Genomic DNA, 22,836 nt, shown 5'->3' with positions numbered 1-22,836 from the left:
AAGTTACCCGTCGTTGCACTTACTGTCGCTGACTGAATCGTATTCGTAACACTTAAGTTGGTTAAACCAGCTAGGTTCGTAATGTTCGCTGTCGTTGCACTGATTGTGTTCGCATCTACTGTTCCGGTTACACTCAAATTATTGACACCCGTCAGGTTTGTGATGTTTGCATTCGTAGCTGTCAAATTACCACTTACTGTCGCATTGGTAGTTGACAGTGTTGTCAGATTCGTCAGACTCGTAATCGTATTTGCAGAGCCCTGATTGATCGTACCACTGAAGGTTCCGCCGGTGATCGTACCCGTTGCATTGATATTCGTAAAGTTACCCGTCGTTGCACTTACGGTCGCTGACTGAATCGTATTCGTAACACTTAAGTTGGTTAAACCAGCTAGGTTTGTAATGTTCGCTGTGGTGAAGTTACCGGTAGTAGCACTCATCGTTGCAGCCTGAGCTGTACCGGTTACTGTTAACCCTGATAAATTACCGACAGAAGTAATATTGGGTTGCACTGCGGTAGTCAGGGTTCCACTAATTTGGTTACCATAAATAAAGTTGGTAACCGTAATATTCGTAAATGTTCCTGTATTCTGTAAACTAGCAACTAAAGCTGGAGACAATGTTCCACTAAACATTCCTCCTTCAATTATACCTGAGACACTTAAATTCGTAAGCGGTCCGAGTGCAGTGATATTTGGTTGAGGTCCGCTTGAAAGTGTTCCACTTAAAGTATTGGCACTTATAGTGCCTCCTGCTGAAATATTATTAGCAACAGAAAGATTCGTCAATGTTCCTACTGAAGTAATGTTGGGTTGAGCTCCCGTAATCAATGTACCGCCCAATGTATTGGCCCTAATATTACCTGTTGCAGTTATATTTTGCAAATTGGCAAGATTGGTAATACTCGCTTGTGCTGTATTAGACAAAGTTCCACTGAATGTACCGCCACTAATGGTTCCTGTTACAACGAGATTTGCCAGTGTATCAATTCTTTTGATACTAGCTCTGATAGCAGCCAATGAATCTAGAAACCTATTTTCACGAACATAGCCGCTTAACATAGCGGCTGTATCTGCAACAAAAAGTATATCCGAAGAAGCAATTTTCCTGAGAACCCCATTTAGTGTGGTAACAAGAGAATCTGAACGTTGCCCGTTGATAGTAGGTGCCGTCAAGTTACCGATTGATCTTGGCTCCCAAACTTGAGTAATAGTATTATAAACATACACTTGTCCGTTAGTGGGTACAGTTCCTGAAATTTGACGTCCCATCAATCGATTGGCATTCCATAAAGCTATTGTATTCTTAGCAGCTACTACCCAATCATTCCCACTTGTATTGGTAACTGTTATAGTTGTACCATCTCCATTCATATTGATGGCTCCTACTTGTCCATTAAAAGATACTACACCATTGCCATCCGAACTACCAAAAGGTTTCCAAATACCTGCCTGACGATAATAGAATTTATCATCTGCCAAGCTGTACAACAACATACCATTTACTGCATTGTTATTTGGTATAGCCAGTGTATCTGAAACGCGTGGCAGCAAAAGGGCTTTGTCTAATCCATCAATCTGAAGGGCAATATTATTATTTAGAATTCGTGCGGTACCAATAGCAATACCTTGGGCATTCACAATTCTAAAATTGTTCATGCGTAAAGTGTCAGTCGCTCTATGGTCTCCAAAATTGTCACCAAATCGCTGTGCATGGGCAGTAGATACCATAGCAAAAATCATCAACATACATATGACTATGTACTTGTGTTTTTTAACCATTCGTTCAAACATTTTCAATCTTGGTACCACTTGCTAAATTTAAATATTTTACCAGCACTATTTAATAACAACAATTTTATATTGGCTACCTAATACATCCACTGGCAGCGCTGTGAAATTCGCTAACCGAACAGATACTACTCCATCAGTTCCACACCATGCAGTATAAACAGCCCAATCAGTATAATCATCTTGTGCGGTTATTAATATTGGATCTCCTTTTCTAGCTTGAGGAACATTAATGGTTATAACTGTAGTAGTATTCGGTGCAATTCTTGCATTTTGTCCTGCAATAATATTAAGCGAGAAATTAACATTTGTAACCTGAGTCACATTCACCTGAGCAGCTTGTGGGGTTGTCCAGTTCACATTTCCCAAGCTATCTGTTGTTAAAAAAGTATTCTTAGGGCCGGGTGATATATTGGTATTTACATTTGTTACACTTGCATTACCCGCATAAATAGCATACACCGCACTCAATATTTGTTGGGTTCCTAAATCCACAAAATTATTGGCAGGTATCCACCATGGTGCAGGAATAGATGGAGCAATGGCAATTTTTTGATTCAAGAAATAAGGTCCATTTGACCAATTAATCTTAGATAATGAGTCAGTTAAACCAGTACCGGTACTTCTGATCCCTCTACCTACTACCACCTCATATACCCCATCATTGTTAGATTGTACTTTGTGCGACTCTTGGTATACAGCCGTACCAGTTACTGTTCCTTGACGAACAGTAACTTCGTAGTGTATAGTACGGTTACGTGCCGGATTACCTTGGTTGTCTTTTGCAACACCTGTTAAATAAAAAGCTCCCGGTGGTTGTGCGAACAAGCTACCAGTCAGTAAAACCAACACAAAGAGCATGTTCATTTTAAAAATGGTACTTTTCATAAACGTTTCTTTAAATACGGCTGCCATTAAGGTTTAGACTTAAAGGTTTTTCATAGGATACGGCTTTCAATAGTTGTTCAGAGGACATGACATTTAAAAATTGGTTTTTCATAGGATATGTCAATGTCTTTATATTCATTGGTATCCAGTAAGTTACGTTTTTTTCGCTTACAAAAATACCATATAATCAACCCTTTACCGAATTACTATAATTTAATTAACCTTAAACTATAGCGCTTATTCATCAATTCAACCATTACTGTGTAATTACCTGCTACCCATGCATTTCCATTGATCATATAACCCTTTTTCACGTCTTTCATTGGCACCATCTGACCTAAGAGTATTTTACCATCCATGGCAATCACTTTTACCAAACAAGAGAGTTTTTCATCGAAATCACCGGTTGCCTTCAAAATCGTTGATCCTCTGGTTGGATTTGGATACACATTTAACGACAAAGAGAATGTTGTAGTATCTGCAACTGGAGGCTTTTCTGTACATGCTGATCCAAATAAACCAGTACCATTGTTTGAAATATACAATGCTGAAGCATAACCGCCTACCGACAAACATTTTCCAGATCCAGAAACCGGCATGGTAGGAGTTGTAATAATTCCGCCATTTCCACTCAGGAAACTAGTTCCCATAGAGGATACCTGAGCTTTACCCACCGTGCAGGTAAATATCAGGAACAGCATGAAATATGTTAACTTCTTAATTGGCATAATAAACTTCTCTCACAATCTGAGTCGGCGTTCCAGGAGGATTTACCACTTCAATGTCTAATGTTTTTTCAGTTAGCTCCTTTACCACATAATCGCGGGTAAGAGCTCCCAATGGACCATTCGTAATGTTTTCTCTTAATTGGATTACACTCAATAAAAAGGCCTCACCTCTGTTTCCATCATCATCCAAAAATGTTGCTGTGAATGGTTTCTGGGTTTTGGTGTAGGTTTTGTAATACCTTTTCTGTGCATCAGTTAACGGTTGTAATACCCCGTTCACATAAATCGCTTTTAAAAACCATTGCTTGTTTCCTAAAGGGCTGGTCAGGTTATCAAACAGCTTTTCATGTTCTGATTTAGGAACAATTTGCTCACCTCTACCACATCCTGAAAAAAATAAAGCACCTGACACCAATAGGGTAGCCAAAATAAATGCCCTGATTTTTTGAACTGGTTTCATCTTTGATTGATTTCCGTGGAATTTGTTTGGGTTGCGTTCAAATCGGAACATCCGTTTGAACGGGCCTAACAGAGGATAACGTCTTACTTGTCTTCTGAATGGTTGGTTGTTGGAATAACCTGGATACCGTACAGATCAAAAAGCCGTGGATGGATTGGATCGGTTGGTTTCAGAGGATTGGGATAAGTCAGGTTTGATATGCACCAGTGTTAACCGGCGTTTATCAACGCTGTCTTCAGAGAATAGGATTTTTTGAAATCGCGAAATATTGATCATCAATACATCGGCATAGACACAATACAGCTTTTCAAGGACTGGATTAGGTGTAGATTTTTCAAATGAGGGGTTACTCATTTGGTTGTAAGGGCGCGGATTAAAAGCTTTGGTGCTTTGTAGGATTGGATATTGTAATGCAAATATATTACTATATCCGTGTAGTAAAAACACTACTTAAAGGTTTTAATGGAATTATAATCTCAAAAAAAAAGCCCTCCGAAGAGGGCTTATATATACAATTATTTTATTTATACTTTAAAGTGAGAGAACGCTTTATTAGCTTCTGCCATTCTATGGGTATCTTCTTTTTTCTTGAAAGCAGCACCTTCACCCTTGCTGGCAGCTACGATCTCATTCGCCAACTTATCAGCCATGGTACGACCATTACGCTCACGGCTGTAACGAACCAACCATTTCATACTCAATGAAATCTTACGGTCTGCACGTACTTCAGATGGAATTTGGAAAGTTGCACCACCAATACGACGGCTTCTTACTTCTACAGAAGGCGTTACATTGGCAATTGCTTTTTTCCAGGTTTCATAACCATCTTCACCGGTCATTTTAGTAACCTTATCCACTGCATCATAAAAAATATTGATTGCAGTACTTTTCTTACCATCCCACATAAGGTTATTGATGAAACGGGTTACCAGTTTGTCATTGAAACGACCGTCTGGTGCAAGTGGTAATTTTTTGGCTTGTGCTTTACGCATGACGTATAGTAATTAGCTGATTAACAGATTATTAGGTTATTTTTTTGCCTTTTCTTTCTTAGTTCCGTATTTAGAACGGCTCTTCTTACGATCCTTAACACCGGCAGTATCAAGGCTACCACGAACGATGTGATAACGTACACCCGGAAGATCCTTCACACGACCACCACGAATCAATACGATTGAGTGCTCCTGAAGATTGTGACCTTCACCAGGAATATAAGCGATAACTTCTACTTTATTGGTCAAACGCACTTTCGCTACTTTACGCAGAGCTGAGTTGGGCTTCTTTGGAGTGGTGGTGTATACACGAGTACATACACCACGACGCTGCGGACAAGCATCCAAAGCCCTTGATTTACTTTTGGCCCTGATAATTTCGCGACCTTTTCTAACTAATTGCTGTATTGTAGGCATTATTTACCGTTTAAAATTTCGGACGGCAAAGGTAATGGCTGCAACTGAAAAATCAAAAACTTTTCAAAAGTTTTGATCCAATCTGTGGATAAGCATTCATTTTTAAGTCGATTTGGGCATAAATAGCCCTCTTATCGCCCTTTAAAGATTCTATTTTTTCTATCCATCAGGTAAAAATACCTGCTAATCTCTTGAATTAATACGCGATTAAGCTCCTACCCTAGAACGCTGGTATTTTGATAGCTAGGTTTATACCCTAAGACCTCATTGTATGAACAAATGGCCATTGTTTTTGACCTTCTTTTTGAGCCAACTAAATTCCTATGCTCAATTTTCTGCAATTGCCTACACAACTGCCGGTACTAGCTATGAGCAAAATTTTAATCAGCTCCCCTCTTCCGGATCCTTTAACCTGACCGGAAAAGGTCCTCACGCTTTAGACCAAGCCCCTCTTTCATTGCCCAGCCTTTCCGGCTGGCAACTACTGCAAATCAGCGGTAGTCAATCTAATACGAATATGCTAACAGGCACAGGCTCGGGTACGGGTAGCGGTATTTACAGCTATGGACTTTCCGGCAACAACAATCGCGCATTGGGCTCACTTGCCTCAGGAACCGGAGTTTACACGTTTGGTGTCGTGTTTGAAAACCTGACCGGAAGCATTCTTAATAAAATACAAATTCACTATAAAGCTACCCAATGGCGCAAAGGCGGCTCGGGGAATAGCAATCAATGGCAATTTTCTTATCAAATCAGACATGCAAGCAGTATTGATACGGGCAACCTGATTAAAAAAAATGAAGGCAATCTGATCTCCATACACCATTCTACCGGCAGTGCCACACTGAATGGACACCTTTCGATCAACCAATACCCGATCTCAATCACCATTCGTGATATTGTTTGGAAACCCGGTGAAAAATTAATCCTGCGTTGGGATGATCTAGATGAACCAGGAAATGATGATGGCATGGCCATTGACGACTTTCTTTTTTCAGCCACTACCGAAATCAATGTCCCCACTATTGGTAAGCTTATGATTGACAGTATTGGAACAAAAACAGCATCCATAAGAACAACAGTGAATGATCATCTTTCCAATACAGCAGTCAGATTTGAATATGATACCAACGCTGTAATGTCTCACCCGATCATTGTTTCTACCACTACAATTACTGCCGGCTCAGGAAGCACGGTTGTCAAATGGCAAATGCATGGACTTAGTCCGGGTAAAAAATATTTTGTGAGAGGGATTGCCAGTAATACCATCGGCTCAAGAATGACTGATACCACTGAATTTACAACCATTACTTCTATTCCTGATATTAGGACGGATACGATTATAAACAGTGATTTTGGCGTATTCAATGTGTTTGGAAAATTGATATCAGATAACGGCGCTGCAATTTCAGAAACAGGTTTTTGTTGGGCAATCAATCACATACCATACATCGATCATAATCGATTACCGGTTACTATGATTGATTCGATATTAATCATCACTCTCAGAGACCCCCCACCCAATAGCACTATTTTTATTCGCTCCTATGCACAAAATGAAAAAGGGATTGGTTACGGAATTCCATTCAGCTTTCGTACACCTGTTTCTGTTCGTTCATTTACTTCATCACCAACGCATAGCAACAAGGATACTCTGTTGTATGAATTACGACTTCAGCAGCCTGTTGACTTCATTACTGCTTCACATTTTATGGTAAAAAGCATACCTGAAAATGGCGCATCTGTTTTTGCACTAGAAAGAAAAAATGATTCCACTTATACCGTGAAGATTCATGCCGGTAACGCAGATGCCATTCTTCAACCGGTATTGTATCGTAACATGCAACAGTTGCCACATATAGATCCGGCATTGTATGAAGGAAACAAAACAATATTAGATAGAACTCCGCCGGAGATCGTAAAAGTGGGGATTCCCAACCAATCTTATAAGATAAAAGATAGCATTCCAATAAGCATTGTAACACTACCCGATACTTCTTCATTTAAGTTATTGGAAGGTCGTCTATCAGGATATCCAATTTCAGGATGGCGCAAACAAAACGACAGTCTGTACAGCGCTTTTTGCGTTATAACAGCAGGAGGTAACGAAATAGAAGCCAGTGCTGCACACAACATTCTTTTAGAGATACAAGACAGTGCGAGTAATAAAAATTCGGGTTCTGTTTTCACGATCATACAAGACAACGATGCGATTGATCATTCAAGACCTATCATTAAATCTCTGATACTTCCTGAAAGAAAAAAATACAAATCCGGCGATAGTTTGTCATTTAATCTTCTATTCAATGAAAAGATTTTATGCGATACCACATTGGGCAAACCTGTACTATCTGTTACGATTGGAACTCGTATCCGCAATCCGTTACTCAACGCTACTACTGATACCAGTATGCAATTCATTTATACGATTCAAAGCGATGAATTTGATGCCGATGGTATCAGACTAGCAAATAGCATTACACTCAATAATTCTATCATTCAAGATCTTGCAGGAAATCTTGTATTGAATAATATTCCAGCTGCAGGTATCATCACAGATATATTAGTAGATGCAATCTTACCGGAAATCATTGGAGTAGCTACGCCAACTGCTCAATTGTATGGCCTAAATGATACATTGCAGTTTCGGATATTTTTTTCTGAGCCTGTTGATGTTCATCCACAGGAAACCCCTTTTCTTGAAACTGTAATTGGGAATACCACTTATAAAATTTCATATAGTTATGGTGCTCCGGGAAATGCATTCATTTTTAAGCTCCCTATCGAAAAAGGGATGTTGGATAAAAACGGCATCAGTTTAACCAATCAACTCTTTAATGCTTATTCCATTACTGATGATATTGGTAATCCGATTATACCCTTACTCAAAAATATTGGAGCACTAAGTGCTATTAGCATTGATGGAGTTGCACCCAAATGGATAGACTCTATTGAAACAATTATTCCGGTATGTAAAAAAGGACTATTAAGCTTAGATAAGTTTGTACAAGTATATGATGAAGAAAAAGCAGGTGGAATACAATGGCATATCGTAGATAGTCCAAGACAAGGTTATATTACCGGACTTCCATTCAGCAGTAAGCAAACCACAGACATACATGAATCTAAAAATTTGGTGTATACGCATACGCATCATGAAGCGTTAAAAGATACTTGTGTGATTGAGGTTTCAGATGGTATCAATCGTATTCGCAAACAACTGGTATTTGAATTCTTCCCCGAGATCAGCAATAATATGCTTGATAAGAATCAGATTATCTGCGCCGGCACTACGCCTGAACTAATCAAGGGTAATATTCCTTCCGGAGGTAATAACCTGTATACTTATCAATGGCAAATGGCAACACAATCTTTGTTTCAATCCTTAGTATCCAATACATATGCTTCACTTCAACCAAACAGTCTTCAACAATCTACTTGGTTTAGAAGAATTGTTCAATCGGGTGGATGTACAGACACATCTCAAAGTATTTTAATTGAGGTAAAAACAAAAGGACTTTGGCTGGGCAAACAAAACAACAGTTGGCATATCGGTAGTAATTGGTGTAGCGCATTAGTTCCAGATCAACAAACGGATGTAATCATACAAGCAAATAATCAAATCGTACAAATAACGGATAGCGCATTTTGCAGATCCTTACAATTATTGGATCAAAGTCGATTGCTTTTATCCGGCGTGTTGAGTTATGGGGGCGATCTGATTGGACATCAAGCCATTCTATCAGCTAATGGAACGCTTGTTGCGACTGGAAAAACCAAACAATATTTAACGGCACAGGCTTTTGAAAACAATCAGATAGATCATCTGGTTGTAAGAGGTACTGAATTGATATTAACAGATTCCTTACACCTCAAGCAATCATTGCAACTCATACAAGGGAAATTTTTCACCCAAGATATGCTGATCTTACATATGCAAGCAATGATTGCTCCAAATGCGGGAGGCACACAACTAATCGGCCGAATTACAAAAAAATGGCTATTACAAAATAGCTGGATGACAAATCCTTTTAAAGAAAATATTCTCGCAACCCATAGACCGATTCAGCATATATCAGTAGTTCCATCTCATGCCATATTTAAAGACCAGAAAAACGAAAAAGCAGGCCCTTATACTTTATCAGTTTTAAATTATCCTGCTTCCCAAAAACCAGTTTGGAAAATGCTTGAGCAGGACAATAATGGTTCCGCATATAAATGGCAAAGATCAACCGGTATCAGCTTATTCCAACCATTTGAAAAAACAGATCATACCACCCTGCATCTTTTTGGTAACCCAATCATTGGTGATGAAGAAATATCGTTTTCGTTTGTGCAAGATACACAATATCATTTTATAGGAAATCCATACATAGCAAAAACGCTTTCTAAAAATATTTCTCGCAGTCACCATATCGGTCATTATTTCTGGGTTTGGGATAGCAGTTTAGCAGAGACAGGAGGATATACGGCCAAAGCTTTTGCTGGTAACCATATCATTGAACCCATGCAAGGATTCATCATGAAGACCCAACCCGGAAACGATGTATCGATTAGATTCTCAGAACAAGCAAAAATCACAGCAGCATTACCGGATAGTATCGATGGCATCATTGAAAACCGCTATCAAGTAGCATTATTACTTTACAAAGATCAAATGCTATTAGATAGATGCTTATTGTTAGACATAGATACTTCCAGTATTCGTTTTGATGAAGATGATGCTGAAAAATTATACAACAACAACTATAATTTGTACAGTTTGAGTTATGATAAAATCGCCTTGGCAGTTGATGCTCGAAACCTCAACAATCAAACTTATATCCCCATAGGTATTCAAGCAATATCCCAAGGATCTTATTCCATCAAATTTGATCGCGTTTGGTTACCCCCTAAGTTACAACTAGAGTTGCACGATCTTTTTACCGGAAATATCACGAAAGTAAAACAAGACAGTATCGTTCATTTTCAGATTACTGCTGACACTAATAGTCTTGGAGAAAAACGATTTGTACTAAGAACACCCATACCACCGGGTCCACAGGAAGAGCCTATTATTCTGAAATTATCTCCTATTCCGGCTCATCATGAGTTGAATTTTTATTTCAAATCATATCAGCCCGGGTATAGCTATGTCTTAATCAAAAATATGAACGGACAAATACTTCGTAAACAAGTACTGGGACAACAACAAGAAGGGAATTTTCAAATAACACTTAATGGACTATTGAATGGTACTTATATTTTAGAAATCCATTGTAGTAACCGTTTTGTAGCCAATACTTTCATCAAGTTGTAAACAAAAAAGAGGCTGTATCAAAAGTCTGACACAACCTCTTTTTATTTCGAACTCGATAGAGCAACTTTTCATGCAAGCAAATCTCAAGCTCTATATTTTACTATTAAGACCTCCTACTCCATATCCCATGGACTATAAGCCATACCCCATTAAACCTGATACATCCAACCATGTGTATCTGCTGCTCTGCCCTCACGAATATCATTGAGTCTTTGTTTTAATTCAGGAGCTGTTTTCCATTTGTCTGTATCAAAATGCATTACATAATCTTTATAACGCAATTCTTTGATCAAAGAAATGGTAGCTGCGGTGCCGGTTCCAAATACTTCGTATAAGATACCCGCACGATGCGCATCCATCAGGTCTTCAATACTGATCTTTTTCTCTATCACTTCAAAACCCATATCCTTCAATACAGTCATGGCACTATCTCTGGTAACACCTGCCAAAATAGTTCCCTCTTCTAAAGAAGGGGTAACAGCTGTATTGCCAATAATGAAAAAGACATTCATTGTACCAACTTCCTGCAAGTATTTATGTTCAAAAGCATCAGTCCAAAGTACTTGATCATAACCCGCTTTCTTTGCCAAAGCAGTTGCCAACATGCTGGCTCCGTAATTACCTGCATTTTTCGAAAAACCAACCCCACCCGGTGCAGCTCTGGTATATTTCTCCTCCACATAAATCTTCATAGGTGCGGTGTAGTAGGGACCTGTTGGACTCAATATGATCATGAATTTATATGACTCAGAGGGTTTTACACCGATCACTGGATCAGATGAAAACATAAAAGGCCTGATGTAGAGTGAGTGATCCTACATAGAAGGTACCCAGTTCTTATCTAAGTCAATCAGCATCCGCATACCCTCCATAAAGATTTCCTCAGGTACCACCGGCATTTGCATACGCTCAGCCGAAATATTGAAACGTTTAAAATTATCTTGTGGACGGAAAATGGCAACATTACCGTCTTTGTCTTTATAGGCTTTGATCCCTTCGAAAATAGCTTGTCCATAATGAAGCGCAGCTACTGATGGTTCTAATAATAAAGGTTGGTAGGGTTTAATCTCCACATTTTTCCACTCTCCGTTCTCATAGTCCGCTTCCAACATATGATCTGTAAAATATCTTCCAAAAGGGATGTTTTCCAGCGTCATATCCAGTAACTTACTTGTCTCAACTTTCGTGATGTTTATGTCTAGTGCTGCTGTCATAATTCTATATTTGGCGCAAAGAAACGAAAAAAAAGAAAACTAACAACTGTTAATATTTACAGAATGACCGACAACAATGATATGAGATTACCTGATTTCGTGTTACCCGATCTTTATAAGCATCATTTGGTCATTGTAAATGAACCATCTGTCTACAATAAAGTTGAGGAAAAAACGGTTGTATCAGATACAAAAGAGCCGGAATTTTTGGGAAATAACCAGAAAAAAATCACGATTCTGGTATCAGACAAAGAAGCCGTTTTTGTAAATGACCAGGCTTTGCAATTTTTATCTGCTATACTCACTGCATGTAAACTGAATTTGGGTGATGTTGCCATTGTGAACTTAGCCAATCACCCCCTTTCTTACCCGGCAATAAAAGAGTGGCTTACTCCAAAGTATATGATCCTTTTTGATATTGAAGCATCACTGATACGAATGCCATTCAAATTACCGCTTTACCAGGTTCAACTGTATGACCAATGCTCTCTTCTATTTGCCCCATCATTTCATACCATGATGGGCGATAGCAGAGAAGCCAAACTTGAAAAAAGTAAGTTATGGTTAAGTCTAAAAAACATGTTCAATCTATAGTATGCATACACTTGTTTTTGCCACGAATAACCAGCACAAGGTTGATGAGATCAATTCCATCATTGGAAAGAATATCCGTGTCATCACTTTAAGGGAAGCTGGTATCGATATTGATATTCCTGAACCGCATGACAGCTTGGAAGCCAATGCCACAGAAAAATCATCAGTCATTTATCAACTTACCCATCAAAATGTTTTCAGTGAAGACACCGGTTTGGAAGTAGACGCTTTACAAGGTGAACCCGGTGTTAAAAGTGCCAGGTATGCAGGTGAAGAAAAAAACTTTCAAGCCAATATCGATAAACTATTATCAAAGCTTGGCGATCATCCGGAAAGAACTGCGCGTTTCAGAACTGTAGTATCGCTTATTTGGGAAGGAAAAGAATATCAATTTGAGGGTATTTGTGAAGGGTATATAACATCCATTCAAAAAGGAACTGGTGGTTTTGGCTATGATCCTATTTTTATTCCCAAGGGCAGTAATAACAGCTTTGCGGAAATGAGTATGGCAGAAAAAAATCAATTCAGTCATAGAAAAAAAGCCATTGTTCAATTGATTGAATTTCTACAACAACAACCCGTATTATGAATCGTATCAAAATAACGTTACCGGATCATTTTCATTTCCACACCGATATAAAAATTCGTATCACTGATCTCAATTATGGTGGACATGTAGGTAATGATGTATTTCTTGCTTTGATACATGAAGCCAGGCAACAGTTTTTAATGCAACATGGATACCAGGAATTGTCTTTTGCAGGTGTAGGACTGATTATGGCAGATGCTGTGCTGGAGTACAAGAAAGAACTCAACCATGGTGATACAGTAAGAATTTCAGTTTGTGCAGCTGATTTTGATAAATTGGGATTCGATTTATTTTACAAAATTGAACTTATTCAAACAGACGATCTTGTTCTAGCAGGAAAAGCTAAAACAGGTATGATTTGTTATGATTATTCTGCGAAAAAGAAAACCTCAATACCCGAAAAAGCTTTACAGAAGCTGCAACATCTTTAGGCAATCATCAATACTACCATATCGCGATATATTGACTTTGTATGGAAGGAATAAGGTGATATAATAAATGAATGGAGAAGACATTTATTTTGTTTATCTAAATCTCATTCCAAATCCGCCAACTCTCTTCCGCTTGAATGATGAGCATTTCTGCCCCATTCTGAATAGTGGCTTTTTGTGCCGCTGCTTTTTGTAGGAATAATGTTTCTGCAGGATTGTAGATGAGGTCAAAGCAATGATGTTTAGAACTTAACCACCTATAAGGCAATGGTGGGCAATCATTCACCGATGGATACATGCCAAGGGGCGTAGTATTGATAATGAGGGTGTGTTCTTCGATGATTTGCTGATCTAAGTCCGTATAAGTAATGTTATTCTTTGCTCTTTGTCTGGATACATATTGATAACGAATGCCCAATTGTTGCATCACATAAGCCACAGCTACGGCAGCACCACCGGTTCCTAAAATCAAAGCTGCTGTATGTTCAGGTTTGAGAAAAGGGCGTAAAGATTTTTCAAAGCCGATGACATCTGTATTAAATCCCGAAATTTTTTCTTCAGTTATTTTGATACAATTACAGGCTCCAATCAATTCAACCGCGGGTGAGGATTCGTCCAAATAACTCAGCACTTCCTTTTTATAGGGAATGGTCACATTCAACCCACGAAGATCTTTGTGAGAAGAAAGTACTTCTTTTAATGCGGCAATGGACTCAATCGGAAAGTTCTCATATGCATGATCCGTCATTCCTTCTTTCAAAAATTTTTCAGAAAAATATTTTTGAGAGAAGGAATGTGTCAATGGATAACCAATCAAACCATAACGTTTCATGAATTAGAGCTTGTTCAGATACAATTCAAAAGTATCCCCACGTAACCCAATACGCATTGCTTCCAATGCAAGAATTTCATGAGGAGCAATATTTCCGAGGTTTACATTACAACCAATCAATTCCAAGAAATACAATTGTTGTGCTTTTTGTGGTGCTTCCCAAATGATTTTCTCTTCTGGTATTTGTGTTAGAATTTCTTGTACCAGTCCTTCTCTTACTTCACCACTACCTCTGTAGATACCCACATTACCCGCCTCACGAGCTTCTGCAATTACATAGGAAGATCCTGCTTCCAGTTCTGCACGCATTAGTTCGATCCATTTATAAGGAGGAATGATATGTGCGGCATCTTTACTTCCCACTTCACTCAATACCGTACCATGCTGTGTAAGTTTTTCAATATACCCGCATTTTTCAGCATGTGGAATACTGATGGAACCATCACTCACTTCCATATACTTAATACCATAATCTTTACAAACACTGATATAATCTTCAAATTGATTTCTGATCAGAAATGCTTCAAAAAGAGTGCCCCCAAAATAAATGGGCATATTGTAGGAATGGTACACTTCAATTTTCTCACGGAGATTGGGTGTAACAAAGGAAGTACCGAATCCTAATTTCACAATATCAACATGGGGTCTGCCAACACTCATGAAATTATGGACTTCATTAATGCTAAGTCCTTTGTCCATGACCATGGTTAAGCCTGATGTACGAGGTTGCTGTGTTCTTACAGGTATCTGAGAAAGGTTAAAATTCATGCAGGTTGTTTTTTTCGCACGCAAAAATAAGTTAAACAGCCCATTTAAGCATCCCTAAAGAATTAGAAGAAGATTAGCCTTGTTATATTTTTTTGCCTTTTTTATACCGGGCTACCAGATCCACCACCTGATTGTTTTGCAATATAGAAGGATTGAGTTCAATAAATTTCTTCAGCGAACGTGGTGCTTTATCCATGGCTGCTTCTAATTTCAACAACCCTTCTTTGGATTTACCAAGCATGAATAACATGGCACTGTGGTAAAATAAAAAGATAGGCTTGTTATCTGTAGCTTTGGCAGCCGCAATACATTGCTCAATGGCTTCTTCATGAAAACCGGCTTTGATCAGACATCGAATCAACGCTTCCCAGCCTGCTACATTCTTGGTTTTCTGACGAACAACGGTACCAAAATATTGAATGGCATCTTTAAATTGATTCAAGTTCATTTTGCATTCACCCATGGCCAGATTGTACTCCGTTATGGAACGATGAATACGCATGGCCAACTCCAATTGTTTCACCGCACTTTGCCATTGTTCCTCTAACATATAAGTTACAGCTATCTTATAGTGCAGCTTACTGTCATCAGGATTGAGGTGAACGGCTTTTTTATAGTGAAACCTAGCCTGTGCAAAATTCCCCATTCTATGGTAACAATGTCCAATGGCTTCATAGATCACGTCTTCCGGACGTGTTAATTCCAATACTTTCTCGAGTACATCAATGGCTTCTTTGTATTTACGTAAACGCAGATATGCATCGCCCATGTTGCGATAAGCATAATCAAACTTCTCATCAATGGCTACTGCATACTGATAGGCATCGATTGCTTTTTCATACAATTTCAGCCCTTGATATGCAGCCGCCAAATTAAACCATGCCAATTCACTAAAAGGTTGTTCTTCTATGATCTGCTGGTGCAAACGGATACTTTCTTCATTGCGACCTGTGAAATCGGTCCAAAAGCAAATTTTATATAAAGCCTCTTCATTGGACGGATCTTCCTCCAATATCAGTTTCAAACAGTCAAAAACCTTGTCAAATTCCTCATAATCGTCGTACACATCCGCCAATTCGAACAATAAATCCAGTCTTTCCTCCCCTTCAAACATACCCAATGCCGCTTCTAACAGTTCCACAGCCCTAGGTTGCAGGTCAAGTGCCAGATAAGCGTCTGTTTTTAAAATATACAGGTTGATATCGCTGCTATCGTATAATTCGGCATTCTCCAATACATCCAAAGCTTCCCTGTATTTTCGGGATGCCAGCAATAAATCTGCCTTTTTGATCATCAATTGAGAAGAATAAGGATACTGCTCCAATCCGATATCGGCAGCCTCAAGTGCTTCATTGATATCGTCTTTCTCATCGTAATAATCTATAATACGTTCAAAAGCATCTTCTTCAATAAAGCTGTGGTGACGACCTTGTTTGAGATTCTGGTACTGTTGGAGGAGTTCTTTGAGGGCTTCTCTGTCTTCGCGGTACGGATTTTCTCTCATCTTCAATGGGTTTACCTAAAATAGACTTAAAAAACCTTTTTTCCAAGTTTCCCGTAACTTTTTTTATCCAGAAACGTTAACATAATAGTATAATAATTATGTTTTAATTTAACAAATCAGTACTTTTGTTCAAATGTTAGTTCGTAAACATATCAAAAAAATAGCTCTTGCATCCCTGCTCATCGTAGGTGTTCAAATGGCATTTGCTGCGTTTACATTAACTGGCATTACCGAAAAGAAAGCAAAAGACAGCAAGTATACATTGAAAAATATGCATCACTTGTCTGCGAAAGCTGCTTCTTACTCTTCGCTTAAGTATTCGTTACACTTGAAGAGTACAGCCTCTGTAACAACTCAATCAACTTTGAAAAACGGTGTTGAAGTTTCTTCTGTATTACGTTATGATAATGGCAACACCAGCTTTGTATATCCTTACAAATTCAAAGTAAAGGTTCCCAAGTTCAAAACACCTTCTCCAGCTCAACGCTAGAAATATCCCTTATTTAAAGTATTCTGTACCCACTTGTTGGGATATCAAATTTTGAGGGTGGTACCGGATTGAAATTGATTTGCTTCGCAGTATAACGAATTTTATTTCCCTCTGCATCGATGCTTTCTGATTCAAGTACTAATCCGGGAATATCTTTAAACTGGTATTCAAATTCTTTCACTGATGGTACAATAGCAGGCGTATAGTACACTGAAAAAGTACTTCCGTTAGACATCACCAAGTTTACTTTTTTACATTCATAACCAATAATCGTTTTAGTTTCAGAACTCGTCTCAATGCGCATGCCTTCAAACTTTTTATTTTCTTCTTTCCATTTAGCCGCATCAAGCTTGGTCATGAACTTATTGGCTCCAAATTCACGTAAGATCGCAGCTGTACCGGTATTTTTCTGATAGATCATGGACTGCATAAAAGTTGGACTTATGAGGTCTGTTCTACTGTTCACTCCTTTGATAAACACCGTTTTACTACTCGATTTCAAAGAAGCGATGGCATCATTGCTTGCTTGAGAATCATCAATATTAATGGCATAAGTAATGGTACATTCTGCAACCACACGCTGCTGTGCAACAACATTCAACACTATCATCAATAAGGCAACCAATCCGATTAACTTTTTCATGCAAACGATTTTATATACCATAACAGAATTCTATGCCAAGATTAATAAAAAAGCCCCACAAGAGTTGTAGGGCTTTCTTAAAGTTTATAATAGACTGAAAATCAATGAAAGACTATTTGTTTCTTTTTTGATTTTTTTCTTTCAAATCCTGCAATTTCTTTTGACTTTCCATCATTTGTTCATACCGTTCTTGCCATTTGCTTTTCTTCTTGGGTGCTTTACGCTTTTCTTCAATCTTAGCAAGAATCAGGTCATGATTAATAATGTAGTTCTGTATCACAAATTGTAATCCCAATGTTACCAGGTTAGAAACCGTATAATACCAAGTCAATGCCGACGGCAATCTGTTGAAAATGAATAAGAGTATAAAAGGAAATATATAAGGCATATACTTCAACATAGGATTATCCTGTGTTGGTGTCATACTCATATTGTAAATAGAAATCAAAAAGCTGGTGATCACCGCTGTAATAGTGAATAAACTGATATGATCTCCAAAGCCTAAAGGAATAGAGAAAGGCAAAGTAGCAATCACATCATACGATGAAAGATCTTCACTCCAAAGGAATGACTGTCCACGCAATTCAATATTTGCATTAAAGAAGCTATACAAGGCAAAGAAGATAGGAATCTGTAACAACGCCGGTATACAGCCTCCCAAAGGATTAACGCCTGCCTCGCGGAACAGTTTCATCTGTTCCATGGCAAATCCTTGTTTATCATCTCCGAATTTTTCGCGCATGGTATCCAACTCAGGTCTGAGTGCTTTCATTTTCGCACCGCTGAGATAACTGCTATATGTTAATGGTGAAGTTACCAAACGAATAAAGAGCGTTAACAGCAATACCACCCAACCATAATTGGATACAAAACCGGCAAAGAAATCGAATACCGGCATGATGATATATTTATTGATCGGACGAACAAAAGAATACATATCGCGCCCCAGATTCACAATACGATCCATTTCAGGTGCTTGCTTTTTCAATATTGCATAATCACTCGGACCATAATACAATTGAAATGGTACAGTCACCGCTGCCGCTACCGGCAATTTCATTTGAAGATTGGTTTCTGTGGTTGCCAATGAGTTAGTAGTATCTGTTTTACGTTGCCACTTTACATCACCGGTATTAAAATTATTCTTAGCAATCAATGTATGATTGAAAAATTGCTGCACCACACTCACCCATTGTACCGGTTTTTCAAACTGTTTTTCTGTATTCACAGAGATATAATCAAACTCATTGTCTTCCGAGAAACAGATATTAGACATCTGACGCTCATACTCTGCAGAACGTTCCAGTTGAGTGGTTTCCAGATTCCATTTCATATTCAAAGCACCCTGACTCAACAATTTATCTGCACCGGTAAGAGATACATTCCAGTCGATCATATACGCATCCGGATAAATGATATACTGATGACTGATTTGTTGTCCATTCGCGGCTGACAATGTAAAATTGATCACCTGACTGCCATCCGCCTTCTTAATAGGCTCCGCAGCCGTAAAGAAAAGTTCAGCAGTATTTGCAGATTGATTAGCACCGGTGTTAATGGTATAACCTAACTTATTTTTATCAGATAACACAACAGGAGTGCTATCCGCTTTGCTGTATTTTTTTAATTCAATCCCTTTTACTTGTCCGCCCTTATTGGTAAAAGTGATCTTCATCAAACTATTCTCAAGGGTAACCAAAGATTCGGTGCCCAAGGCAGCAGCCGTAAAATCTCCGGCCATCATCACTTTACTCAGTGAGTCTCTTTTCAGAGAATCTAATTGAAGTGATGCACTATCCACTACAGGTAACTTTGCCGCATTCACCCTGGCAATGGAGTCTTCCTGCCTTTTTTTCATGTCTACCAGGGCCGTTTGTTGCTTATTGCTGTACCAGAAGTACAGAAAAAACAAAACACCCAATAAAACAAAGCCAATGACCGTATTCTTGTCCGTCTTCATACTAGTTTTAAATTGAGGGGCAAAGGTAATATTTGCGGGGAAGATTAGAACCCTAAGTTTCCTACCGTTAAAATCAGCCCAAAATGGGTGCAAAATGTAGAAATCAGGCAAAATCGTTGTTTCTTTATACCCTCTCCTACTTCAACCAAAGGCGGATTTCCAACTTCTACCCATTTTATTGCTTAAAACCTTTGTATGTCTGAAAATGTAACCATTTCCGAAAAGGAAAGTAGTGTGCCCCATAACAAGTGGCAGCAATTTTTATGGTGGTTAGCCACTGCTGAAGAAGATTTGATCAAAACCTGCGTGATCGATAGAAACAGGTACGCAATTGTAGGAATGACCGTATTGGGTACTTGGTTGTTTGCGACACTTACATGGACCTATTTCTTCTCCACCGTAACAGGGTCTTGGATAGCAGCAGTACTGCTTGGTATTTTTATGGGAGGTATCATTCTTACCATTGACAGAGCATTAATCAAAGGGATTTCCAGAAACAACAAAAATAAATTCATTCCAGTATTGTTTCGTATTGCGCTGGCATTAACGATAGGGTTATTCATGGCACAACCAGCTCTTTTGTATTTGTTTGACAAAGAAATCAAAGTACAAGTATCCATCGATAATGAAAAAAGAAAAAGAGAAAAAAGAGCCAGTCAGGATACGGTATATGCTGCTGTGAAAAAAGAATTACTCAATCAAAAAGCGGGAATAGAAACACAATTAAGAACAAGATATCAGGAAGTAAGTATTGCCAGAGATCGGTTTATCTCTGAAACTGATGGTACCGGAGGAAGTGGCAAAATTGGATTAAAAGATATTGCACAAGCCAAACAAAGAGAATACTTACAATTGGATGCAGATTATCGCAGTCTGGAGAATCAATTTAAACCACAGCTGGCTTCTATTGACAGTTCTCTATTGGTTATTGAAAACAATATCCAAAAAGAGCAAACGAATTTCGAAGCACTGCTTAACAATGGTTTTATTACAAGAATTGAAGCACTGAATAATCTGGTCAGTAACAATACCGCTGTAGCCATTCGATACTATTTACTGGTAGCCCTATTAATGTTGATAGAACTGATGCCGGTAATTGCCAAGATATTATTACCCAATGGCAGTTATGATGAAAAAGTAAGGCTACGTGAAGAGTTGGAAACAACGCTTACACAAAACAATCATAAAAGAGAATTGGCTTTAAAAGAACAATTCAACCAAACAGCTTTTGAACAAGACGGTCAGTTTGTTCAGCAATTTTTTGAAGCATCAGCATCTGAAAGAAAAGAAAAAATGAAAGAACAGATCAATGTTTGGAAAAAAGAAAATAATCAGTCTTTGAATGATACATGGACAGATTTGAAAAGAGATATGATGATGAAACAAGAAGAGTAAAAAATAAGAAACAAGAAATAAGGGACAAGAAACAAGCAAGTTTCAAAAGCCAATACACAAGTTTAAATAGTGCCGGACTTTAGTCCGGCGAAAAGAAGGAGATAGGATTACAAAAAGCCCCGACATAGATCGGGGCCGAAATAGATGTATGTTGATATTATTACGATAATTATTTTTCGCCTTGCAGACTTGGCTTTTTACTTTGACTACGCTGCTCATTATATTTTTTAGCTGCCCCAATGAAATGTACAAACAGCGGAGCCGGATTTTCTACCGTACTTTTTAATTCCGGATGATACTGAACACCGATAAAAAATGAATGTGAAGGAATCTCCATAATTTCCACCAGTCCGGTTTCAGGATTACGTCCACTGGCTATCATTCCATTCGACTCAAACTGATCAAAATAATCATTGTTGAATTCATAGCGATGGCGATGTCTCTCTGAAATGTTTGTTTGTCCATAAATAGTATGCGCTAAACTTCCCTCTTTGATTTCGCAAGGATAAGCCCCCAATCGCATGGTACCACCCATCATCTTGATTTTCTTTTGCTCTTCCATCATATTGATCACCGCATGATCGGTAGAAGTGTCCATTTCCATAGAGTGTGCATTTTTCAGACCTAAGATATTTCTGGCAAACTCTATCACGGCCATCTGCATACCCAAACAAATACCAAAGAATGGCAATCCTTTTTCTCTGGCATATTGTACTGCAATGATTTTTCCTTCAATACCACGATGACCGAAACCGGGTGCTACCAGCAATCCATCCAACCCTTCAAGCTTTTCTGCCACATTCTCTTGTGTAATGTATTCACTATGCACATTCACTACCTGTACTTTTACTTCATTCATAGCACCTGCATGTACAAAACTTTCGAGGATCGATTTGTAGGCATCCTGTAACTCAATGTATTTACCGATGAGTCCGACAGTAACTTTGCTCTTTGGATACTTTAGTTTATCGAGAAAGCCTTTCCATTTATCGAGATTGGGCTCACTGTATTGTGAGATATTCAATTTTTTCAAACAGATCAGATCCAGTTTCTCACGCAACATTAATAAGGGTACTTCATAAATAGTAGATGCATCCATTGCCTCGATCACTGCTTCCGGTTTTACATTACAGAACAATGCGATTTTGCGTTTGATATCATTATTCAACGGCTCTTCAGTTCTGCAAACAATAATATCCGGATGAACGCCTGTTTCACTCAACATTTTTACACTGTGTTGTGTAGGCTTTGTTTTCAATTCTTTTGCAGCACGCAAATAAGGAATCAATGTAAGGTGTACCACCATTACATCTTCTTCAGGCAACTCCCATTGCAATTGACGTACGGCTTCAATAAAAGGAAGACTCTCAATATCACCTACGGTACCACCAATTTCTGTAATGATGATATCGTATGTATTGTCTTCCCCTAATAATAACATTCTTCTTTTAATCTCATCAGTGATATGCGGAACCACCTGAACGGTCTTTCCTAAAAACTCCCCTGCTCTTTCTTTATTGATCACCGTTTGATAAATACGACCGGTTGTAACATTATTGGCTTGAGAGGTATAAATATTTAAAAAACGCTCATAGTGACCAAGATCCAGATCTGTTTCTGCACCATCTTCTGTTACATAACATTCCCCATGTTCATAGGGATTCAATGTACCGGGATCAACGTTGATATAAGGGTCGAATTTTTGGATAGTAGCCCTTAATCCTCTTGCCTGTAATAATTTGGCGAGAGAAGCCGCAATGATCCCTTTTCCTAAACTACTTGTTACACCTCCTGTAACAAAAATGTACTTGGCCATGTTTATCGTATTGTTTATTCGTTTAA

The 22,836-nt window shown here is 38.5% G+C and carries 20 protein-coding genes; 6 read left to right on the top strand and 14 right to left on the bottom strand.

What is annotated here, in order from left to right; genetic code table 11:
- The 6 genes from ACTIEV_RS02410 to rpsL form a co-directional block, all read right to left on the bottom strand.
- A partial coding sequence (locus ACTIEV_RS02410) for a beta strand repeat-containing protein (protein ID WP_439515975.1) occupies window positions 1-1,748 on the bottom strand: 1,748 nt, incomplete at its 3' end.
- Window positions 1,749-1,838: 90 nt separating this feature from the next.
- On the bottom strand, window positions 1,839-2,678 hold the full coding sequence (locus ACTIEV_RS02405) for a hypothetical protein (RefSeq protein WP_322196090.1): 840 nt from the start codon (window positions 2,676-2,678) through the stop codon (window positions 1,839-1,841).
- 206 nt (window positions 2,679-2,884) lie between these two features.
- Complete coding sequence (locus ACTIEV_RS02400) at window positions 2,885-3,379, bottom strand: T9SS type A sorting domain-containing protein (protein WP_439515974.1); 495 nt, start codon at window positions 3,377-3,379, stop codon at window positions 2,885-2,887.
- Window positions 3,380-3,395: 16 nt separating this feature from the next.
- Window positions 3,396-3,866 carry a hypothetical protein gene (locus tag ACTIEV_RS02395; protein ID WP_322196088.1) on the bottom strand — a complete coding sequence of 157 codons (471 nt, stop codon included), beginning with the start codon at window positions 3,864-3,866 and terminating at the stop codon, window positions 3,396-3,398.
- A 524-nt stretch (window positions 3,867-4,390) separates the two neighbouring features.
- Entirely contained in the window at window positions 4,391-4,858 is a 468-nt protein-coding gene (gene rpsG, locus ACTIEV_RS02390) for a 30S ribosomal protein S7 (RefSeq protein WP_178889681.1), read from the bottom strand.
- A 36-nt stretch (window positions 4,859-4,894) separates the two neighbouring features.
- On the bottom strand, window positions 4,895-5,275 hold the full coding sequence (gene rpsL, locus ACTIEV_RS02385) for a 30S ribosomal protein S12 (RefSeq protein ID WP_026767866.1): 381 nt from the start codon (window positions 5,273-5,275) through the stop codon (window positions 4,895-4,897).
- 271 nt (window positions 5,276-5,546) lie between these two features.
- On the opposite strand from rpsL, the gene ACTIEV_RS02380 reads away from it, so the two are divergent.
- Entirely contained in the window at window positions 5,547-10,574 is a 5,028-nt protein-coding gene (locus tag ACTIEV_RS02380; RefSeq protein WP_322196087.1) for a hypothetical protein, read from the top strand.
- Window positions 10,575-10,723: 149 nt separating this feature from the next.
- Here ACTIEV_RS02380 and ACTIEV_RS02375 read toward each other — a convergent pair whose 3' ends face one another.
- Both ACTIEV_RS02375 and ACTIEV_RS02370 read right to left on the bottom strand, forming a co-directional pair.
- The gene (locus ACTIEV_RS02375; RefSeq protein ID WP_439515976.1) at window positions 10,724-11,374 is read right to left on the bottom strand and encodes an aminotransferase class IV; all 651 of its coding nucleotides are present in this window, start codon (window positions 11,372-11,374) and stop codon (window positions 10,724-10,726) included.
- Between the two features lie 15 nt (window positions 11,375-11,389).
- Entirely contained in the window at window positions 11,390-11,788 is a 399-nt protein-coding gene (locus tag ACTIEV_RS02370; protein WP_439515973.1) for a hypothetical protein, read from the bottom strand.
- 63 nt (window positions 11,789-11,851) lie between these two features.
- Between ACTIEV_RS02370 and ACTIEV_RS02365 the strand changes: the two genes are divergently transcribed.
- From ACTIEV_RS02365 to ACTIEV_RS02355, 3 genes are read left to right on the top strand one after another with little or no spacing between them, the layout of a single operon-like run.
- Complete coding sequence (locus ACTIEV_RS02365; protein WP_322196085.1) at window positions 11,852-12,382, top strand: hypothetical protein; 531 nt, start codon at window positions 11,852-11,854, stop codon at window positions 12,380-12,382.
- Window position 12,383: 1 nt separating this feature from the next.
- Entirely contained in the window at window positions 12,384-12,971 is a 588-nt protein-coding gene (gene rdgB, locus ACTIEV_RS02360) for an RdgB/HAM1 family non-canonical purine NTP pyrophosphatase (protein ID WP_322196084.1), read from the top strand.
- Complete coding sequence (locus tag ACTIEV_RS02355; protein WP_322196083.1) at window positions 12,968-13,402, top strand: acyl-CoA thioesterase; 435 nt, start codon at window positions 12,968-12,970, stop codon at window positions 13,400-13,402. The genes rdgB and ACTIEV_RS02355 overlap by 4 nt, the downstream gene beginning before the upstream one ends.
- A gap of 97 nt (window positions 13,403-13,499) precedes the next feature.
- Here ACTIEV_RS02355 and ACTIEV_RS02350 read toward each other — a convergent pair whose 3' ends face one another.
- The 3 genes from ACTIEV_RS02350 to ACTIEV_RS02340 all read right to left on the bottom strand — a co-directional run bounded on the left by ACTIEV_RS02350 (window position 13,500) and on the right by ACTIEV_RS02340 (window position 16,506).
- A complete protein-coding gene (locus tag ACTIEV_RS02350) occupies window positions 13,500-14,234 on the bottom strand; it encodes a shikimate dehydrogenase family protein (RefSeq protein WP_322196082.1) in 735 nt (244 codons plus the stop codon).
- Between the two features lie 3 nt (window positions 14,235-14,237).
- Complete coding sequence (locus ACTIEV_RS02345; RefSeq protein ID WP_178889674.1) at window positions 14,238-15,002, bottom strand: phosphosulfolactate synthase; 765 nt, start codon at window positions 15,000-15,002, stop codon at window positions 14,238-14,240.
- Between the two features lie 82 nt (window positions 15,003-15,084).
- Window positions 15,085-16,506 carry a tetratricopeptide repeat protein gene (locus ACTIEV_RS02340; RefSeq protein WP_322196081.1) on the bottom strand — a complete coding sequence of 474 codons (1,422 nt, stop codon included), beginning with the start codon at window positions 16,504-16,506 and terminating at the stop codon, window positions 15,085-15,087.
- A 133-nt stretch (window positions 16,507-16,639) separates the two neighbouring features.
- Between ACTIEV_RS02340 and ACTIEV_RS02335 the strand changes: the two genes are divergently transcribed.
- Entirely contained in the window at window positions 16,640-16,996 is a 357-nt protein-coding gene (locus tag ACTIEV_RS02335) for a hypothetical protein (RefSeq protein WP_322196080.1), read from the top strand.
- Between the two features lie 13 nt (window positions 16,997-17,009).
- On the opposite strand, the gene ACTIEV_RS02330 is transcribed toward ACTIEV_RS02335, so the two are convergent.
- Window positions 17,010-17,639 carry a hypothetical protein gene (locus ACTIEV_RS02330; RefSeq protein WP_322196079.1) on the bottom strand — a complete coding sequence of 210 codons (630 nt, stop codon included), beginning with the start codon at window positions 17,637-17,639 and terminating at the stop codon, window positions 17,010-17,012.
- A 112-nt stretch (window positions 17,640-17,751) separates the two neighbouring features.
- The gene (yidC, locus tag ACTIEV_RS02325) at window positions 17,752-19,599 is read right to left on the bottom strand and encodes a membrane protein insertase YidC (protein ID WP_322196078.1); all 1,848 of its coding nucleotides are present in this window, start codon (window positions 19,597-19,599) and stop codon (window positions 17,752-17,754) included.
- Between the two features lie 195 nt (window positions 19,600-19,794).
- On the opposite strand from yidC, the gene ACTIEV_RS02320 reads away from it, so the two are divergent.
- Window positions 19,795-20,994 (top strand): DUF4407 domain-containing protein, encoded by a 1,200-nt coding sequence (locus ACTIEV_RS02320; RefSeq protein ID WP_322196077.1) that lies wholly within the window; start codon window positions 19,795-19,797, stop codon window positions 20,992-20,994.
- A gap of 169 nt (window positions 20,995-21,163) precedes the next feature.
- Here the strand turns inward: ACTIEV_RS02320 and ACTIEV_RS02315 are convergent, their stop codons facing one another.
- A complete protein-coding gene (locus tag ACTIEV_RS02315; RefSeq protein ID WP_322196076.1) occupies window positions 21,164-22,810 on the bottom strand; it encodes a CTP synthase in 1,647 nt (548 codons plus the stop codon).
- Window positions 22,811-22,836 lie beyond the last annotated feature (26 nt).

This window comes from Sediminibacterium sp., from assembly GCF_051861365.1.
In the GTDB taxonomy this organism is placed as follows: Bacteria; Bacteroidota; Bacteroidia; order Chitinophagales; family Chitinophagaceae; genus Sediminibacterium.
The sequence above is the reverse complement of the archived record's forward strand: the minus strand, read 5'-3'. Positions and strand labels throughout refer to the sequence as shown.

What these genes read in the sequence shown, in the direction of transcription:
- ACTIEV_RS02405 (WP_322196090.1), bottom strand. Translation starts at nt 2,678, where the DNA reads ATGAAAAGTACCATTTTTAAAATGAACATGCTCTTTGTGTTGGTTTTA.
- ACTIEV_RS02400 (WP_439515974.1), bottom strand. Translation starts at nt 3,379, where the DNA reads ATGCTGTTCCTGATATTTACCTGCACGGTGGGTAAAGCTCAGGTATCC.
- ACTIEV_RS02395 (WP_322196088.1), bottom strand. Translation starts at nt 3,866, where the DNA reads ATGAAACCAGTTCAAAAAATCAGGGCATTTATTTTGGCTACCCTATTG.
- rpsG (WP_178889681.1), bottom strand. Translation starts at nt 4,858, where the DNA reads ATGCGTAAAGCACAAGCCAAAAAATTACCACTTGCACCAGACGGTCGT.
- rpsL (WP_026767866.1), bottom strand. Translation starts at nt 5,275, where the DNA reads ATGCCTACAATACAGCAATTAGTTAGAAAAGGTCGCGAAATTATCAGG.
- ACTIEV_RS02380 (WP_322196087.1), top strand. Translation starts at nt 5,547, where the DNA reads ATGAACAAATGGCCATTGTTTTTGACCTTCTTTTTGAGCCAACTAAAT.
- ACTIEV_RS02370 (WP_439515973.1), bottom strand. Translation starts at nt 11,788, where the DNA reads ATGACAGCAGCACTAGACATAAACATCACGAAAGTTGAGACAAGTAAG.
- ACTIEV_RS02365 (WP_322196085.1), top strand. Translation starts at nt 11,852, where the DNA reads ATGACCGACAACAATGATATGAGATTACCTGATTTCGTGTTACCCGAT.
- rdgB (WP_322196084.1), top strand. Translation starts at nt 12,384, where the DNA reads ATGCATACACTTGTTTTTGCCACGAATAACCAGCACAAGGTTGATGAG.
- ACTIEV_RS02355 (WP_322196083.1), top strand. Translation starts at nt 12,968, where the DNA reads ATGAATCGTATCAAAATAACGTTACCGGATCATTTTCATTTCCACACC.
- ACTIEV_RS02350 (WP_322196082.1), bottom strand. Translation starts at nt 14,234, where the DNA reads ATGAAACGTTATGGTTTGATTGGTTATCCATTGACACATTCCTTCTCT.
- ACTIEV_RS02345 (WP_178889674.1), bottom strand. Translation starts at nt 15,002, where the DNA reads ATGAATTTTAACCTTTCTCAGATACCTGTAAGAACACAGCAACCTCGT.
- ACTIEV_RS02340 (WP_322196081.1), bottom strand. Translation starts at nt 16,506, where the DNA reads ATGAGAGAAAATCCGTACCGCGAAGACAGAGAAGCCCTCAAAGAACTC.
- ACTIEV_RS02335 (WP_322196080.1), top strand. Translation starts at nt 16,640, where the DNA reads ATGTTAGTTCGTAAACATATCAAAAAAATAGCTCTTGCATCCCTGCTC.
- ACTIEV_RS02330 (WP_322196079.1), bottom strand. Translation starts at nt 17,639, where the DNA reads ATGAAAAAGTTAATCGGATTGGTTGCCTTATTGATGATAGTGTTGAAT.
- yidC (WP_322196078.1), bottom strand. Translation starts at nt 19,599, where the DNA reads ATGAAGACGGACAAGAATACGGTCATTGGCTTTGTTTTATTGGGTGTT.
- ACTIEV_RS02320 (WP_322196077.1), top strand. Translation starts at nt 19,795, where the DNA reads ATGTCTGAAAATGTAACCATTTCCGAAAAGGAAAGTAGTGTGCCCCAT.
- ACTIEV_RS02315 (WP_322196076.1), bottom strand. Translation starts at nt 22,810, where the DNA reads ATGGCCAAGTACATTTTTGTTACAGGAGGTGTAACAAGTAGTTTAGGA.